The sequence below is a fragment of the Lysinibacillus alkalisoli genome (assembly GCF_014643595.1).
Classification (GTDB): domain Bacteria; phylum Bacillota; class Bacilli; order Bacillales_A; family Planococcaceae; genus Metalysinibacillus; species Metalysinibacillus alkalisoli.
Genome location: NZ_BMJT01000006.1, coordinates 47293 through 63539, shown reverse-complemented (window position 1 = coordinate 63539; position 16247 = coordinate 47293). Strand labels below are relative to the sequence as shown.

The 16247-nt window shown below is 35.9% G+C and carries 18 protein-coding genes and 1 riboswitch; of the genes, 11 read left to right on the top strand and 7 right to left on the bottom strand.

Annotated features, from left to right (window positions below; translation table 11 throughout):
* The first annotated feature begins 43 nt into the window (after positions 1 to 43).
* Genes mgtE (IEW44_RS09990) through mgtE (IEW44_RS09980) form a run of 3 tightly spaced genes read left to right on the top strand, consistent with a single transcriptional unit; the run spans position 44 to position 3067 of the window.
* A complete protein-coding gene (mgtE, locus tag IEW44_RS09990; RefSeq protein ID WP_188614907.1) occupies positions 44 to 1018 on the top strand; it encodes a magnesium transporter in 975 nt (324 codons plus the stop codon).
* Between the two features lie 20 nt (positions 1019 to 1038).
* A complete protein-coding gene (locus tag IEW44_RS09985; RefSeq protein ID WP_188614906.1) occupies positions 1039 to 1746 on the top strand; it encodes an MgtC/SapB family protein in 708 nt (235 codons plus the stop codon).
* A gap of 13 nt (positions 1747 to 1759) precedes the next feature.
* A complete protein-coding gene (gene mgtE / locus IEW44_RS09980; RefSeq protein ID WP_188614905.1) occupies positions 1760 to 3067 on the top strand; it encodes a magnesium transporter in 1308 nt (435 codons plus the stop codon).
* Here the strand turns inward: mgtE (IEW44_RS09980) and IEW44_RS09975 are convergent.
* Complete coding sequence (locus IEW44_RS09975) at positions 3048 to 3677, bottom strand: glycerol-3-phosphate acyltransferase (RefSeq protein WP_188614904.1); 630 nt, start codon at positions 3675 to 3677, stop codon at positions 3048 to 3050. The genes mgtE (IEW44_RS09980) and IEW44_RS09975 overlap by 20 nt on opposite strands.
* A 147-nt stretch (positions 3678 to 3824) precedes the next feature.
* Positions 3825 to 3939: riboswitch (SAM riboswitch) on the top strand.
* Between the two features lie 113 nt (positions 3940 to 4052).
* On the opposite strand from IEW44_RS09975, the gene IEW44_RS09970 reads away from it, so the two are divergent.
* Complete coding sequence (locus tag IEW44_RS09970; protein WP_188614903.1) at positions 4053 to 5330, top strand: O-acetylhomoserine aminocarboxypropyltransferase/cysteine synthase family protein; 1278 nt, start codon at positions 4053 to 4055, stop codon at positions 5328 to 5330.
* A gap of 218 nt (positions 5331 to 5548) precedes the next feature.
* Positions 5549 to 6535, top strand: coding sequence for a homoserine dehydrogenase (locus IEW44_RS09965; RefSeq protein WP_188614902.1), 987 nt, complete (start codon positions 5549 to 5551; stop codon positions 6533 to 6535).
* A gap of 38 nt (positions 6536 to 6573) precedes the next feature.
* Here the strand turns inward: IEW44_RS09965 and IEW44_RS09960 are convergent, their stop codons facing one another.
* Together IEW44_RS09960 and IEW44_RS09955 are read right to left on the bottom strand one after the other, a co-directional pair.
* Positions 6574 to 7188, bottom strand: a complete 615-nt coding sequence (locus IEW44_RS09960; RefSeq protein ID WP_188614901.1) for a hypothetical protein — start codon at positions 7186 to 7188, stop codon at positions 6574 to 6576.
* A gap of 48 nt (positions 7189 to 7236) precedes the next feature.
* Positions 7237 to 7467 carry a MerR family transcriptional regulator gene (locus tag IEW44_RS09955; RefSeq protein ID WP_188614900.1) on the bottom strand — a complete coding sequence of 77 codons (231 nt, stop codon included), beginning with the start codon at positions 7465 to 7467 and terminating at the stop codon, positions 7237 to 7239.
* 119 nt (positions 7468 to 7586) lie between these two features.
* Between IEW44_RS09955 and IEW44_RS09950 the strand changes: the two genes are divergently transcribed.
* From IEW44_RS09950 to IEW44_RS09935, 4 genes are all read left to right on the top strand, one after another.
* Positions 7587 to 8279 (top strand): response regulator transcription factor, encoded by a 693-nt coding sequence (locus IEW44_RS09950; protein WP_188614899.1) that lies wholly within the window; start codon positions 7587 to 7589, stop codon positions 8277 to 8279.
* Positions 8257 to 8412 (top strand): hypothetical protein, encoded by a 156-nt coding sequence (locus tag IEW44_RS09945; RefSeq protein ID WP_188614898.1) that lies wholly within the window; start codon positions 8257 to 8259, stop codon positions 8410 to 8412. Before IEW44_RS09950 ends, IEW44_RS09945 begins: the two co-directional genes overlap by 23 nt.
* Positions 8413 to 8421: 9 nt before the next feature.
* A complete protein-coding gene (locus tag IEW44_RS09940) occupies positions 8422 to 10635 on the top strand; it encodes a sensor histidine kinase (RefSeq protein ID WP_188614897.1) in 2214 nt (737 codons plus the stop codon).
* Between the two features lie 109 nt (positions 10636 to 10744).
* A complete protein-coding gene (locus IEW44_RS09935; protein WP_188614896.1) occupies positions 10745 to 11998 on the top strand; it encodes a carbon-nitrogen hydrolase family protein in 1254 nt (417 codons plus the stop codon).
* 53 nt (positions 11999 to 12051) lie between these two features.
* On the opposite strand, the gene IEW44_RS09930 is transcribed toward IEW44_RS09935, so the two are convergent.
* From IEW44_RS09930 to IEW44_RS09915, 4 genes are all read right to left on the bottom strand, one after another.
* On the bottom strand, positions 12052 to 12756 hold the full coding sequence (locus IEW44_RS09930) for an ABC transporter permease (protein WP_188614895.1): 705 nt from the start codon (positions 12754 to 12756) through the stop codon (positions 12052 to 12054).
* Complete coding sequence (locus tag IEW44_RS09925; RefSeq protein ID WP_188614894.1) at positions 12753 to 13601, bottom strand: ABC transporter ATP-binding protein; 849 nt, start codon at positions 13599 to 13601, stop codon at positions 12753 to 12755. The genes IEW44_RS09930 and IEW44_RS09925 overlap by 4 nt, the downstream gene beginning before the upstream one ends.
* A 128-nt stretch (positions 13602 to 13729) precedes the next feature.
* A complete protein-coding gene (locus IEW44_RS09920; protein WP_188614893.1) occupies positions 13730 to 14653 on the bottom strand; it encodes a LytTR family transcriptional regulator DNA-binding domain-containing protein in 924 nt (307 codons plus the stop codon).
* 18 nt (positions 14654 to 14671) lie between these two features.
* Positions 14672 to 15007 carry a DUF3969 family protein gene (locus IEW44_RS09915; RefSeq protein ID WP_188614892.1) on the bottom strand — a complete coding sequence of 112 codons (336 nt, stop codon included), beginning with the start codon at positions 15005 to 15007 and terminating at the stop codon, positions 14672 to 14674.
* 224 nt (positions 15008 to 15231) lie between these two features.
* On the opposite strand from IEW44_RS09915, the gene IEW44_RS09910 reads away from it, so the two are divergent.
* The gene (locus tag IEW44_RS09910) at positions 15232 to 15708 is read left to right on the top strand and encodes a hypothetical protein (protein ID WP_188614891.1); all 477 of its coding nucleotides are present in this window, start codon (positions 15232 to 15234) and stop codon (positions 15706 to 15708) included.
* Positions 15696 to 16244, top strand: a complete 549-nt coding sequence (locus IEW44_RS09905; protein WP_188614890.1) for a hypothetical protein — start codon at positions 15696 to 15698, stop codon at positions 16242 to 16244. The genes IEW44_RS09910 and IEW44_RS09905 overlap by 13 nt, the downstream gene beginning before the upstream one ends.
* Positions 16245 to 16247: the final 3 nt, after the last annotated feature.

Below are 16247 nucleotides of genomic sequence, written 5' to 3'. Positions count from 1 at the left end.
TTCTTAACATCATGTTGGAGGTGGAGTTAAGGGAGGTTTTACAATGGCAAACTTTAAACATGAGTCAGCTGGACAAATTATGGAGACCACTTACATTACAGTACCAGGTCACTTCATCGTAGATAATGCCATCGCATACTTTAGAAAGCATGCAAAAAATAAAGAAAATCTACATTATATTTATGTGACAGATGATTACAGTCGTTTATGTGGTGTGTTATCTGTTAGGGAGCTTGTAATTGCAGAGAAGGACAGTCGCATTCAAGATATTATGACAAAAGATGTAGTGTATGCGCCATCAGATATGGACCAAGAAGAACTAGCGATGATGTTTGAAAAGGAGGACTTATTGTCAGTACCCATTGTGAATGAACGTTTTCAAATGATTGGTGTTGTTCATGTTGATGATATTTTAGATGTAGTCAAACATGAGGCAACAGAAGATTTTTTAAAGATGGCACCAGTTTCGCCACTAGGTGAAGGTTTAAAAGATGCAAGTGTTAGCTTACTTTACAGAAAACGTATTACATGGCTCGTATTATTAGTCTTTATGAATGTATTCTCAGGTGCTGGTATTGCTCATTTTGAAGATGTAATTGAAAATAATATTGCACTCGTCTTCTTTTTACCTTTGTTAGTAGACAGTGGAGGGAATGCAGGTTCGCAAGCCTCCACCTTAATGATTCGAGCGATGGCTTTAGGTGATGTCAAAATTAAAGATTGGCTCAAATTATTTACAAAAGAGATTTCTATCTCCTTTTTACTAGGGATTACAATGGCAATCGCTGTTTCGATTGTAGGTTTTGTACGTGGAGGTGCAGAAATCGCAGTAGTTGTCTCACTAACGATGACACTAGTCGTTATGGTAGGTAGTTTGATTGGTATGTCACTGCCATTTATCTTTAATAAATTAAAGATGGATCCTGCAACAGCAAGCGCACCATTAATCACTTCTGTAGCAGATATTGTAGGTGTGTTAATCTACTTCTCAATTGCTAGTTGGTATTTAGGTTTATAACAAGAAAGGCGGTGTAGCAGATGACTCATACAGAAATCATGATGAAATTAACAATAGCCCTTTTCTTTGGACTATTAATTGGCATTGATCGTCAATTAAAGCATAAACCCTTAGGCTTAAAAACAACAATGATTATATGTGTGGCAAGTTGCCTTGTTACAGTTGTATCAATTGAATCCTTTCATCGTTTTGCTACACCAACTTTTCGTAATATGGACCCTATGCGCCTCACCGCTCAAATTGTGAGCGGTGTTGGTTTTTTAGGGGCAGGTGTAATTTTACGCCGACAAAACGATGTTATTTCAGGGTTGACAAGTGCCGCCTTAATCTGGGCAGCATCAGGTATTGGTATCGCAGTAGGTGTCGGCTTATATGCAGAAACAGCATATGCTGTATTTTTATTTATTATGGCTGTTAATTTTATCCCTCAGTTTGTTAAACGATTAGGGCCTCAACGTTTACGTCAACGCGATGTGGCTGTGAAGTTGGTTATGGAGCCTAATGCTAAAATGACAGAGCTCTTAAAAACAATCGAAGGTAAAACGAGAACACTTAAAAAAGAGACAAAACAAGAAATTCGCGTGCGAAATGTGAAAATTAAAGATGGCGATAATGGTCAACATGTAACATTATTACTTTCTGCACCTGAGAATCAATATACAACAGAGATTTATTATTTATTTAAAAAAATAGACCATGTGTTAAATGTGGAGGTTGAACATTTGTAAGTAGGTGATCCGAATGGTAACAATTAAAAATTGGCAAGAGTATTCTTATTATTTAGCATTGCACTTAAAAAATGGTGAGCAAGTATCTTTTCGCGCACAATTTTTAACCTTGCATCCTAATAATCAACTCGCGTTTATTTACATGTTAAATGAGCATTCCAGAGAGAAATTATATCGTTTTATTACACCAACAGAGTTTGCAGAGATTTTTGGTCGTATGGAGGCGAGTGAACAACAATTAGTGTTAGAAGAGCTAGAAGAAAATTATGCAAAAGAAACGGTACAAGCATTACCAACAGATGAAATGGTAGATTTTTTGAGCGAGTTTTCGATATCGAATCGTCAAACCTACTTGCATAAACTTGACCAATCCAAACGAGATAAGGTAAAGCATATGCTAGGTTATGGTGCAAGCACTGCTGGCGCAATTATGACAACAGAGTTTATTACAGCAACACCTGAGCAAACAACAGTGGAAGTATTACGCCATGTGCGCCAACAAGGTGAGCACGCTGAAACAATTTACTATATTTATATCGTCGAACAAGAGCAATTATGTGGTGTTGTCTCGCTAAAAGATATTTTGTTAGAGAGTGATGCCGCAACAATGGCTTCGATTATGCAAGACAAAATGATTACGGTTGAGTCAGATACTGACCAAGAAACGGTCTTGCATATTGTACGTGATTACGACTTATTAGCATTGCCAGTGGTGGAACAAGGTAAATTAGTTGGCATTGTGACAGTGGATGATGTGATGGATGTTTATTATGAAGAAACCGAAGAAGATTTTGGTGAGATGGCGAGTGTTAGTGGGGCTATTGATTTAGAAGTCGGGACAAAAAAAGCAACTCAAGTACGTTTAACTTGGTTGCTTAGAATGTTAGTTATTAGTGTGATCCCGTTTAGTTTGATTTACTTTTATCAACAACAACTCCTCATTTTAGCCCTATTTATTCCTATTATTGCAAGTATTGCAGGGAATGTAGGCACTCAAGCATTAGCAGCGTCTCTGCGTGTGAAAGAGCAAGAAGGTAAAGCAGGTTTTGCTAAACTACTAAAGAGAGACAGTAGTTCAGCAATTATCATTGGTTGTGTTAGTGCTACAATAGTAGCCATACTGAGTTATGTTGTACAAAATGACAATAAACTTGCGCTACAAATCTTTAGTGTGACATATGGTGCAGTTATGTTATCTTCTGTTATTGGTACGTTAATGCCTTACGTCTTCAAAGACTCGGCCTATGTGTCAAGCCCAGCTGTCACAACATATAGCGATGCGATAACGACCGCCTTACTCATTATGGTACTTTCTTTTTAAAGGCATTACGTACTTTAGGCTCAGTACCATGGTACACATTTTTGATATTAGGTATGTGTAAGTAGCAGGTAATGATAAATAATAATAATGCGATGCAACATGTGAGCCAACCACCTAAATAATAGGCGCTTACTATAAAAATAAGATAGATCGCAAATAGCCCTATGATTAAATAGTTGGTGAGCAGTCCAATAATAACGAAGGCTACTGTACCAAGTAACCCTAAGGGCCAATATAAGGCTAAAAATGCACCAATTAAAGAAGCTGTTCCTTTACCGCCGTTAAATTTCATATGAAACGGAAAATTATGCCCTATAATAACAAAAGCAGATAACACATACAGTAAAATGATGCTATCGCCATCTGAAAGATGATAGTATGAAAATAGATAACGCGCTATGATGACGGCAAATAAAGCTTTAAAAATATCGATAATGGCAACTAGAATGCCATACTTCCAACCTAATAAAAGTGTGGCATTTGATGCGCCAGCATTGCCAGAACCTTGCGTTTTTAGATTGATCCCTGATAATTTCTGAGCGATAACAGAACCATGAATACAACCGATAAAATAACCGCTAATAATTGTACAAATAAGTGCAAATAACATGATGATCATCGCTCCTTTTTTACGTGAAATGGTACAACATACATACGCATGAATAGCTTTCAAAGTTTCAGAAAAAATAATTTACTTGTTGACATAGTAAAACAGTAGGGTATATACTGTGTAACAACGAAGGCAATTTAATAATTACTCTTATCAAGAGCGGCGGAGGGAATAGGCCCTATGATGCCCAGCAACCAGTGAAGTTGTATAGAAAATTCACAATGGTGCTAAGTCCTACAGACAACTGTCTGGCAGATAAGGGGAGGAAAATGATATGACAACCTCTTCTTATTTTGATAAGAAGGGGTTTTATTTTTTTCGCAAAACCTCCTCTACACAATGCCAACGTAAAAACAAATTTGGGAGGCTTTTTTAATGACAAACTTTAAACCAGAAACTTTATTATTACATGCAGGACAAGAGGTAGACCCTACAACAGGTTCTCGTACCGTACCCGTTTACCGCACAACTTCTTATGTTTTTAACGATACAGCTCATGCGCAGCGCTTATTTGCTTTACAAGAGGCAGGCAATATTTATTCACGTATTATGAATCCAACAGTAGACGCCTTTGAACAACGTGTTGCAGCACTTGAAGGTGGCACAGCAGCAGTAGCATTATCTTCAGGTATGGCAGCAATTGCATTTGCTGTGTTAAACATTGCAAGTGCAGGTGATGAGATTGTAGCAGCTGGCTCATTATATGGTGGTACATATAATTTATTTGCTAACACATTACCTCGTTATGGTATTACAGTAAAATTTGTTGATGAGAAAGACCCAGCAAACTTTGCAGCAGCCATTACAGACAAAACACGTGCTATCTTTGCCGAGACAATTGGTAACCCAAGCTTACAAGTGTTAGATATTGAGGCAGTAGCGAAAGTTGCCCATGATCATGGGGTGCCTTTACTAATTGATAATACATTCCCTTCTCCATATGGTTGTAATCCTATTGCATTTGGCGCTGATGTTGTCATTCATTCGGCAACAAAGTGGATTGGGGGACACGGCACAACAATCGGGGGCATTGTGATTGATGCAGGCAAGTTTGACTGGACACAAGGAAGATTCCCATACTTTACTGAGCCAGATGAGAGTTACCATGGTATTCGTTACGGTATTGACACAGCGGCAGCAGCATTTGCAACAAAACTACGTGTACAATTATTACGTGACTTTGGGCCAACGTTAAGTCCAGATGCGGCGTTTAATTTCCTACAAGGGTTAGAAACACTGCATTTACGTGTACAAAAACATAATGAAAATGCCAATGAGGTAGCACAATACTTAAAAGCACATCCAGCAGTAACATTTGTGAATCATAATAGTTTTGCTGACTTCCCTACACATGATTTAGCGAATAAATATTTCACACATGGCTTTGGTTCTATCATCACATTTGGTATTAAAGGTGGTCGTGAGACAGGTGCTAAATTAATTGATAGTGTTAAATTATTCTCACATGTAGCTAATGTGGGAGATGCTAAGTCACTAATCATTCACCCTGCATCAACAACACACCAACAGTTATCAAAAGAAGAGTTAGAACTTGCAGGTGTATCTGAGGAGTTAATTCGCTTGTCCATTGGTCTAGAAGCAATCGAAGATATTATCGCTGATTTAGACCAAGCCATTATGGCAGCACAATAATACAATAAAGCTGTTGAGACGCCAGATGCTCAACAGCTTTTTTTATGTCACTATTATAATAGAAGAAACTCAAAGTAATGCCCTTTCTAAATAAACAAGTGTGCGTGTGGAAAAGATTTTCCTTGTTTTATATGATTGAATGCGTTACAATTCAGCATAAGTTATAGTTTGAACGCGTATGTGCAAACAACACATCAATAGTGGAGGTATTAAGCGATATGGCAACAATTAAGGCAGCGATTTTAGGCTTTGGTACGGTGGGGCAAGGTATCTATCATATTTTAAATGAAAAACGAGAAGAGCTTAAAAATAAGTTAGGTTTAGAATTAGAAGTAGCTAAAATTCTTGTGACAGACACAAGCCGTGAACGTGTACCAGGTACACAACATTTAATGACAGACAACATGGCAGAGATTTTAGAAGAGGATGGACTGCAAGTAGTATTTGAAGCAATTGTGAACGAAGAACCCGCTTATACATACTTGAAACAAGCAATCGAAAATAAATGTCATGTCATAACAGCAAATAAAGTGATGTTTGCCAAACATGGCTTAAAATTGCAAGCATTAGCAAAAGAGTATGGTGTTTTCGTAGGGTATGAGGCAACTACAGCAGGCGGTGTACCTGTTATTAAAACAATGAAAAATATTTTACTGGTGAATGATGTATCACGTATTCAAGGTATTTTAAATGGTACATCAAATTATATTTTAACAAAGATGCGTGCAGAAGGCTGGGCGTTTGAGGATGCATTAAAAGAGGCACAACGTCTAGGATATGCTGAGGCAGACCCATATAACGATGTATCAGGTCAAGATGCCTTTAAAAAAATTATGATTTTAAGCGCATTAGCCTTCGGTGAACAACCTGATTGGGATGATGTTGAGGTAATTGGTATTGATCGTATCTCAGCAGAGCAAGTGAAATTGGCTACAGAAAAAGGCATGCGCTATCGTCATGTGGCAGAAGTAGAAAAGCGTGAGGATGGTACAATTTTCGCTAAGGTTGGCCCAATGCTAGTTGATGCTGAGCACCCGCTTTATCCTGTGGATGATGTGAATAATGCAGTAGCATTAGAAACTAATTATATTGGCACATTATCATTAGTAGGCCCAGGGGCAGGTATGTATCCAACCGCAAGCGTAATGGTAGAAGATTATGCTGAAATCATTGGTAAACGTGCAGGCTTTGTTGTGCGCATTTAATAAGAGGAACCGAACAGTCATAAGATTGTTCGGTTCTTTTATTTTTTACTTGGAAAGAAAATGTAAGACAAATTAATGAGTGAGTCAATAATATAAACAACGATCCAAACTTGTAAGATATTTGTGGCTAACTCACTTGTGAAAGGTTGGATGGCTTTAGCATCACTAAACCACTGCATGGAAAAAGTAAAATGCGTGTTACCGTACTTTGCCCACATTATAAAAATAAAGAGGCTAAAAATAATAGTGTGGAGAGCAAAGTAAAATATCGATTTTTTTTGCAAATAACGACTATCTTTTTCGCGTGCTAATAAATAAAGGTCACGTTCAGTTAACAAGTTTTCACCGCGACGTTCACCAATCCATTTACGGAGTTTACGGTCTAATTTTTTAAAGTCACTAACACCTAACGTACATGCATATAGTACAAAAAGTCCTACTACAATATGAAAAGAAGTAATTTCGCCAGTTTGCTGATAAATGGTGTAAGCAAGCAAAGCTTCTAATAACAATGGTAAAATAAATAAGAGTAAAAAAAATGAGCTAAGTGCGCGTTTTTTAAAGCCATAGCGCAAAACGATAAACAGTAAAGCAGATAGCACAGAAATGATTTCTAATGTGATAAAAATGTGCCATTGATAAGAAATTAGCACGTCATCACCTCCATATTAGTGTTACGTTCAAATCAATAAAACGTTTCATTAATCTTCATCTTTAACATCAATATCTTCAGGTATTGGCGTGCTTTTCCATATGTCAATTTCTTCTTTAATACGTTCAATTTGCTCATGATACGTATCAAACTGTGCACTATTAATTAAATATTGTTCCCCGTCATGCACAGCTTTAATGCGTCCTTCATAAATGTAACGTAACACTTGCTGTATGGGCATATTTAATTCAATTGCGATTTCATTAGCTGTTTTATACAAAATGTACACGTCCTTTCTGCTATACATTAGTATAGCGTTCTTAAGAAAATCTTCATAATTGAATGCAATAGATATTAAGAATTATCTTCTACAATATGAATGAGAGTGAGGTGAATATCATGACGAAATTAACGGTTTTAGTAACAGATGATGACCAAGATATTCGTGATGGTATTGAGATTTACCTAAAAAATGAAGGCTATGCAGTGTTAAAAGCTTCAGATGGCCAAGAGGCTTTACAGCTCCTAGAAAATAATGAGGTACATCTCATTATTTTAGATATTATGATGCCTAATATGGACGGGATTACAGCAACCTTTAAAATACGAGAGCTGCGTAATATCCCTATTATTATGTTGAGTGCAAAAGCAGAGGACAGCGATAAGATTCATGGATTGTCTGTAGGCGCAGATGACTACGTGACAAAGCCTTTTCATCCTTTAGAGTTATTAGCACGTGTAAAATCACAATTGCGCCGTTATGTGCAACTCGGTACATATGAGAAAGAAAGTGAAGCGATAGCAATTGAAGGTTTAGTGCTAGATGATGCAGGCAAAGAAGTTTTCTTAGATGGTGATGCAGTAAAGCTTACACCAATTGAATATAAAATAACAGAGTTATTAATGCGCAATGCAGGTCGTGTTTTTTCAACACGAGAAATTTATGAACGTGTATGGAATGAAGAAGCTTATAATGCGGAAAACATTGTAGCGGTACATATACGAAAAATCCGAGAAAAAATAGAAGCGGACCCGAAAAATCCGCGATACTTAAAGGTTGTGTGGGGAATTGGCTATAAAATGGAGAGATAATATCGAACGCATTATTACTTTTTTAGGTTTCTGTGCGGCAGTGGTTGGTATTGTATTGTTTATGTCGCATACTGTGCAATTTATTCATGCCAACTTGGGTGAAGTGTTTGCATTATTACGCAAATTTAGTTAGGAGGCGCCTATGAATCAAAAGAAAAGGCAAATTCTCATCTTCTTATTAGCAACATGGGTGATTATGACAGCTATTATTGTGGTCGTTCGCAATGAAAATTTACGTAAACAAACGTTTGATACACCTTATGAGAAGGCACTGGCTTATTTTTTAGAAGAAGCAGGACCGACACTCATTAATCCACCACGTAAAAGTGAAGTATTAAAAGCGATTAAAGTATCGGAAACAGAAATTAATGAGTATCGCTATCGTTTTGGAGATAAAGAAAGCCAAATATCGAATATTATGCAGCAATATGAAGAAGCCATTGTGGAGGCACAAAATAACGAAAACACAGAACGCGAACGTCAAGTAATCGAAGAGCGAGATAAAAAGATTGCGGATATTAAACGTAATTTTGAAGATGATGCGTATGTGATAGACAAAATTACATTAGAAAAAGAAAAAATGGTAGATAGTTATTTTGCCCAGTTAGAGGATAAGCGAAAAGAGTTGCAAGAGCAATACCCCTTTATTAGCTATCACCTCACCGAGATTGAATCTGGTGAAGATAAAGTGAAAGGGAATAGTAAGGCAGATGCCTTATTTAAAAAAGAATACCATGCCTCTAATGACAAAATAGCGCCCTTATATACTCAAACATATGATGAAAAATTACTGCATATTTTTTATAATGAACCTTATAATTACTGGCCAAACTTAAACCAAGATGACCGTAAAAATCCTGTAAGTAATGTAACTTACAAGTATAAAGGACAAGTGATTGTAGATAAGGCACTGTATAAAGCAAGTGCAGCTTATCAGGAGTATGAACTCGAACAAAAAAACAAGTGGATGTATTATGGCATTGTATTGAGTGGCATTGTAGCGAGCCTTATTTTAGTGATACTAAAAACGGAACGCAGCGACTTTTTACGAGATGCTCATTACATTACGTCCATGTCTATTGATTTGATTGTAATGCTCACCTTGTTGAGTTATATAACTGTGCTTGTGTTTGCCGTATTTTTAGCGGAGAGCCTGCAATACCAAACGTATACGATTATTTTCGAATTAGGTTTCTTATTGCCTTATATCATTTGGTTGGGAGTAGTATATTTAGCCTTGCTCTTTACGAATGCTATTTACACAAGGGTAAGGCAAGCAGGTAACTTACAAACCTTATTGCAAGAGAGCTACACAATGAGTTTGTTACGTATAAGTAAAGACTTACTGTTGAACCGTACGATCTTTATACAAACTATTATTTTATTATCTGCCACCTTTGTAGGTGGGGCATCATTAGTTCTCATTTTCTTTATGGGTGCACAAATCGAAGTGTTTATTTTTTTAGTATGTTTTTTAATAGGTAGTTTTTGTGGCTTAGTGTATTTAGCAAGAATGGCGTATTTAAATCGTATTATGAAGGATACGGAGTCGTTATCTAAAGGCACATTAAATCGTCCTATTAAAGTAAAAGGTAAATCTGTATTTAGCCATCATGCTTCCAACCTTAATCACTTGCGTGCAGGTGTACAGCAATCGATGACTGAGCAAGCAAAAAGTGAAAGGTTAAAGACAGAGCTCATTACAAATGTCAGTCACGATTTACGTACACCATTGACATCTATTATTACGTATACAGATTTACTAAAAAACGAAAACCTCACACCTGAAGAACGCCGTAAGTATGTCGATGTGTTAGATAAAAAATCCGAGCGTTTGAAAGTGTTAATCGAGGATTTGTTTGAAGTATCAAAAATGGCCAGTGGAAATGTTGAATTGAATAAACAACGCATTGATTTTACAGAATTAGTGCAACAAGTAGTAGGTGAGCATGAGGAAGACTTGCGTGATAAAAACTTAGATTTACGACTTACGTTGCCAAATGAGTCGCTATATAGTGTTGTCGATGGTCAAAAAATGTGGCGCTTACTTGATAATTTATTAATTAATGTTGGTAAATATGCTTTACCACATACGAGAGTTTACGTGACATTACAAGTAAATGAACGTAAACAAATTGAATTGCTCATTAAAAATATTGCCAAGTATGAAATTGGTGACAATGTGGATGAATTATTTGAACGATTTAAACGGGCAGATAAATCGCGACACACAGAAGGTTCAGGGCTAGGTTTAGCCATTGCACAATCTATTGTTGATATGCACGGTGGTACAATGTCGATTAGTGTAGATGGTGATTTATTTAAAGTTGCTGTACAACTTGAAAAAACACAGTAAATTTACACCACAAAATAACAAATATTGATACAATAAAGAGTAGAGAGAAATCTCTACTCTTTATTATTGTAATAAACTTTTTTGTTTGCTTGATAGGAGGTGCTTTCGCATGAAAATATTAATGGTTCAGCCAGTGTACGATGCTAAGTTTACATTGCGCTCATTAATTGCTAAAATTGAACGTATTTTGATTCAACAAGAAGTCGATTTAGTTGTTTTTCCAGAAAGCTTTTACCAATCTGCGACACGCAACGCTGCGATGAAATTCATGAAGAAAATGGCAGAACGATTACAAGTTGCTGTGATGAGTGGAGTGTCATTAGCTGATGGTTCAGAATGGGCTTTTTATTATAATCCCAAGCCACAATTGAATGAAACGACACAAACAGCATTTTTAAAGCATTCTACAGCTGCAAAAATAGCGTTTGATTATGATATGGCAATACGCGCAGATATTTATGATCCGATTTATTTACAAGGACACCGTATTCAGTCGATTATTAGTCATGACTTATTTTTCCCATTAGTCGTTAATCGATTAGAGCAAGAGGGTATGGATTTATTAATCCATTTGACAGAGGGTAATGTACGCATGTCTAAATGGCATAATATATTAAAAGGGCGCTCTTATGAAACAGATGCGCTTATTCTTTGCACGATGGGACATGACCCTAATCAAACACAAACATCTGATATCATTGCCTATCGTAAAGGTGTGCGTATTATACCAGAATATATGACAGGGGATAGTTACGATCATGAGGACGCTTGCCATCTTTTTGATATGAGTTGTTTAGAGTATATTCCAGAAGCGACGGATGTTTTTTATAGTACAAAACGTTATGAGCAATTTACATTTGGAAAAGATGAAAAAGCAGATGTGTACTTTGACTCTAGGCGCAAACGTTTAAAAACCACATTAACAAAAGTCCAAGAATATGACAATTCATTTATCGTTGAGAAAAATGGCGAGCATATACATATTCATTTCGCGACATATGATAGCTTAAAAAAACGAATTTACGTATATGACCAACCATCACAAATCAATGAACATCAAGTAATCGTGTATTTTGTAAACAAGGAAGTAAACGAAGAAGAAGCAATCGCTCTATTAAAATTACGTGTAATTGAAAATAGAATCGCAGCGATTTTAATTACAAAGAATTTATTTCTTGGCGCAAAAACAACACGCTATAAAAATATACAATTATTTAAACCAGAAAACGCGATCGTTGGCTTTGATTTGGCTTTTATGCATGGTATAGATAGTGTATTCCAACGCACTAATCGCAAACTAGGCATTCCTTATAAATATAAACAAGCGTATATTGCTTTGCATAAAGACTACAACACACAATAAAAATGGGCTACTTTTTTGTCATATTAAAGTGACAAGTGAAAGTAGCCTTTTTTTTATTTTGTCAGCTGCTTATTATAAAGTAGTGCTGTAATGGCCCAGACAACTACTACCCATGCAATCGTAATCATAAGACCCTTGATTAAGACCGCTTGACTTGGCGCATCTAATAAGTAATATAATTGCCCTCCTGGTAAATAGGTAATCAGCTTAAAGATGATATGTTTGTCTGCAAATGGCACAACTGATGAACCAGCTACAGCAATGAGCATGACAGGTAAAGAAGCAAATGATGCTCCTACAATGGAGTTGGTAACTAAACTAAATAATGTGCCAACACCAATATAAAAAATAATATTTAAAGTGAAAACAACAATCGCAAGCCATAATTGCTCTGGGTTGAAATGCGTGATTTTTAAAGACAATGTTAAAATAATAGCTGATGAAATAAACGTTAATAAACTTTTCCCTAGTAAAATATCTAAAATCGAAGCAGGGGAAAGCATTAAGCCACGTAATGTGTGATGCTCTTTTTCTTCAGCTAGTAAGCAACATTGAATATAAGCGGTACACATACCAAACGTTAAGTTAACAACGAGTAAATGTATCATTAAAGATACACCATCTTCTGTACCTAATCGACCATAAATAAAGGCAAATACTAGTGGCATCAGTAACATACTAGATATCGCATAGTTACGAGAAAATTCCTTCAAGTCTTTTTGAAAAATACTGTTAATGCGTTTTAATGAAAGATTCATAATAAGTTGCCTCCTGTTACAGTTCTAAATATGTCACCTAGACTTAGTTCATGGTGCGCGATTTTATCAATTTGCTGGGTAGCAAACCACTGAGCAAGTTGTTGACCATCTGCTGCTGTTTGCTTTAAAATATGCGACTCTCCGTTGAGAAGTGTCACGTGAATCGTTTGATCGCTATATTTTCGTTTCAATTGCTCTGGCTCACCTAGTAATTGTATTTTACCCTGATTCAGAAACGCTACGCGATCACATAAATCATTAGCTTCTTGCATATTATGAGTAGTTAAGAAAATAGTAGTGCCTGCTTGATTTAATGCGAGTAAACCATCATGAATATGTTTTGCATTAACAGGGTCAAGTGCGGATGTAGGTTCATCTAAAAATAATAGCTTTGGTTTGTGTAAAATGGTGCGCGCTAAAGTGACACGTTGAGTCATTCCTTTTGATAATTCTTTTACTTTCTTTTTTCTATGCTCAGTTAAATTAACAAAGGATAAAGCATAGTCAATTTCACTTTTATTAATGTCATAAAGCCCGCAATAAAGTTGTAAATTTTCTTCTATTGTTAAATTTTTATAAAGCCCACTATTATCTGTTAAGACACCGAATTGACCACGCTTTTTTGATTTTTTTAACTCAGATACATCTTCATTAAACAATTGAATATGACCTTTAGAGTTGGCAAGTTGTGCAGTTAACATTTTAATGGTAGTTGTTTTACCAGAGCCACTAGGGCCTAAAAAACCAAAAATTTCGCCTTGTTTAACATGAAAAGATAGTTTGTCTATAACCGTATGTTGTTGAAATGTTTTTGAAACATTTTGTACTTCAATAATATGATTCATTTTAAATGCCTCCTTGAATTTCGTAGCTTTAGCATAAAATAAATACTTAATGTACGCTATGAAACTTGGATGAATGGCAGTTATTTTTATGTGAGTGGCATAAAAAAAGCATTTAATTTCCCAGGAAATTAAATGCCCAACATAGATTTCAATGTTGTTAATCTTTTTTTAGATAGTGGTACTTGATTGGTAGTGTCACTTGTTAAAACTAAACTATAACTATTGCGAGTCCATGTAATGATTTCTCGTACCTTTTGTAAATTAACAATATAAGAACGATGACAACGGAAAAAACCAAAAGGAAGTAAACGTTGTTCAAGTTGTTGCAGTGTAAGAGAACACTGGAAAGCATCGCCATTTACATACACATAGACTTGGCCATCTAAACTTTCAATATAGTCAATTTCTGGAGGATTAAAAAGCATAATTTTTTCTTCATGACGTGTCGGGATTTTTTCAAATTTAATGTCTGTTTCGGAGTGTGGCGTAACTTCATTTTCGGTTTCGATATGGTGTAAACCACGCTCATTCAGCTTATAAAGTACGTCTGCACCTGACACCACTTCATGAAAATTACTAGATAATAGCATTGTATCTTTATTTTGTGCGACTTTATGAAAAATATTTTGTAAAAGAGAGCTATTAGCTTCATCGATATTTTGAAAAGGCTCTTCGATTAGTAAATAATTTTCTTGTGTTAAAAACAGTAAGGCACTTTGTACTACCTTTTTCTCACTATAGGTGAGTGTGTTTAACTTTTGATTAGCCAAGTGAGTGACTTGCATCATTTTTATGAGTTGTGCTGACGTTAGGGGAGAATCGTACAATGGTATTAAGAAGGAAAAATACTCCTTCACACGCAAGAAACGATAGAGATAAGGTGTACGTTGTAATACAAAAGTATCTGCATGGTTGGCGAAGTGTGTGGTAAAGTAAGCCACACGTTTTACATCAGCATGAATGCCAATAATCTGTTGCTCATGTGTAGGTAATGTGATAGTTGGTAACAGTATGCTGCCATCTGCGGTATATTTTTGTAATACTAGACTCATAAAAGTGCCTCCTCCTAATTAATGCCAGATATTTTCTGTAATTTCATGTTTTTCATGCTTTAACAACCACTGATTCACTTGATGGCGTAAATCATTAAGATGTTTAGGTACGGCATGTGGTAACAGATCATATAAATGTTTAAGTTCACGTGCTTGCTGCAAAATGTGTATTACATCATGTTTAATCGCTTTTCTCTTTAATGTAGTTACGACATCACTAGAGAACCAAAGACTGTCAGCTTCTTGATATGTAATGGTGTGTGACTCTAAGGCTGAAATCACACCTAATATGTGAATCATAAGTGCACGTTCTAGCTGTAGTTGTTGCTCTGTTGTCATTTGAATTGTATACATCATGTCATCCTTTCTACAAGCATTATACGAGGTTTAAGAATGTTTGAGAACGTCTATAGCTAAGTATATACCTGTAATTTTGTATAATACGTACAATTGACCTAGTATAAAGAATAAATTCTATGAAATGTACAATCAATTCATCGTATTATCCGAAAAAACTTTGGTGACTAATTCTTTTTATGCTACTGTATAAATAAGAGTGTAGAGAGGATGTGGCATCCATGGATTATAAGATGTTGTGGTTTAAAATTAATCATAAAATTGTGACAGCACAAGATTATATTGATTGGGCGTTAGTTGAAATTAATAATGGAAAACAAGCAGTAGAATTATATGCAATCGCGAGTTATACATCTTCAGCATGTACAGAGCTTATTCAAAAGGCTTTTGATTCCTATAGTAAGTGTATGCCTGAACCATCTCCCTTCGCACAATTAGCCAGCTATATTGATGGTCAAATTAAAGATATTCAACAAGATGATGGTTGGGAGCAAGCTGTACAGCAATTAAAGAAAGTTTGGTTGCATTATGGGCAACCATCACCATTAGCGATTTGGTATGAATTAGCCACGATGTTAACAGAATTAACTACACAAGATATTTTAGAGAAAGAACAAATATACCAAAGAGCTTTTGAAGAAGCTTATGCATATCGTTCATTATATTGCTTTACGAGGAGCACATTATGGAAATCATAAAAGCAACTGAAGAACAATTACGTTGTTTAGTCATTGGAGAATATACATTAGCTAAAGTGACATCAGATGAAATGCTGGCTTCACAGTTATTTTATCATGTGACAAAAGCGTATTTTGACTATCCCTTATATATCACCTTTGAAGCGTATGATGAAATGCGCAGTGAAATTATTTCACAGCACCAAATCGAATGGTTAGGGGATGTTGGTTCTGTCCGTAAACTACAAGGACAACATACTTATGAAACCCCGATACCTAGTTTTAGAGTGGTTATTCAAGATGACCGAGAGCTGCAACAATTTTTAGCGAGTAATTATCGTTTCGCTGTAGAGGACTTTTTCTTTGTAGCAACACAACGCAAACATATTATTTATTACCCTGTTATTCGAGATAAACGCACGCAAAGTTTTCCCAAGTTAAGCGCGTATACACAGCCTCACTTTATTACATTTTCAAACAAAGGTAAGGGATTAATCATCGGTACAATTACAGAGAAAGACGAGGACGAGATTTATTATAAATTAATGGAGGGATGACAA

Bases quoted from the DNA above. Each gene is read 5' to 3' on its own strand.
- IEW44_RS09940 (WP_188614897.1), top strand. From the start codon at position 8,422: ATGAATCAAAAGAAAAGGCAAATTCTCATCTTCTTATTAGCAACATGG.
- IEW44_RS09910 (WP_188614891.1), top strand. From the start codon at position 15,232: ATGGATTATAAGATGTTGTGGTTTAAAATTAATCATAAAATTGTGACA.
- IEW44_RS09975 (WP_188614904.1), bottom strand. From the start codon at position 3,677: ATGTTATTTGCACTTATTTGTACAATTATTAGCGGTTATTTTATCGGT.
- mgtE (WP_188614907.1), top strand. From the start codon at position 44: ATGGCAAACTTTAAACATGAGTCAGCTGGACAAATTATGGAGACCACT.
- IEW44_RS09935 (WP_188614896.1), top strand. From the start codon at position 10,745: ATGAAAATATTAATGGTTCAGCCAGTGTACGATGCTAAGTTTACATTG.
- IEW44_RS09985 (WP_188614906.1), top strand. From the start codon at position 1,039: ATGACTCATACAGAAATCATGATGAAATTAACAATAGCCCTTTTCTTT.
- IEW44_RS09920 (WP_188614893.1), bottom strand. From the start codon at position 14,653: ATGAGTCTAGTATTACAAAAATATACCGCAGATGGCAGCATACTGTTA.
- IEW44_RS09915 (WP_188614892.1), bottom strand. From the start codon at position 15,007: ATGTATACAATTCAAATGACAACAGAGCAACAACTACAGCTAGAACGT.
- IEW44_RS09905 (WP_188614890.1), top strand. From the start codon at position 15,696: ATGGAAATCATAAAAGCAACTGAAGAACAATTACGTTGTTTAGTCATT.
- IEW44_RS09925 (WP_188614894.1), bottom strand. From the start codon at position 13,601: ATGAATCATATTATTGAAGTACAAAATGTTTCAAAAACATTTCAACAA.
- IEW44_RS09970 (WP_188614903.1), top strand. From the start codon at position 4,053: ATGACAAACTTTAAACCAGAAACTTTATTATTACATGCAGGACAAGAG.
- IEW44_RS09965 (WP_188614902.1), top strand. From the start codon at position 5,549: ATGGCAACAATTAAGGCAGCGATTTTAGGCTTTGGTACGGTGGGGCAA.
- IEW44_RS09930 (WP_188614895.1), bottom strand. From the start codon at position 12,756: ATGAATCTTTCATTAAAACGCATTAACAGTATTTTTCAAAAAGACTTG.
- IEW44_RS09950 (WP_188614899.1), top strand. From the start codon at position 7,587: ATGACGAAATTAACGGTTTTAGTAACAGATGATGACCAAGATATTCGT.
- mgtE (WP_188614905.1), top strand. From the start codon at position 1,760: ATGGTAACAATTAAAAATTGGCAAGAGTATTCTTATTATTTAGCATTG.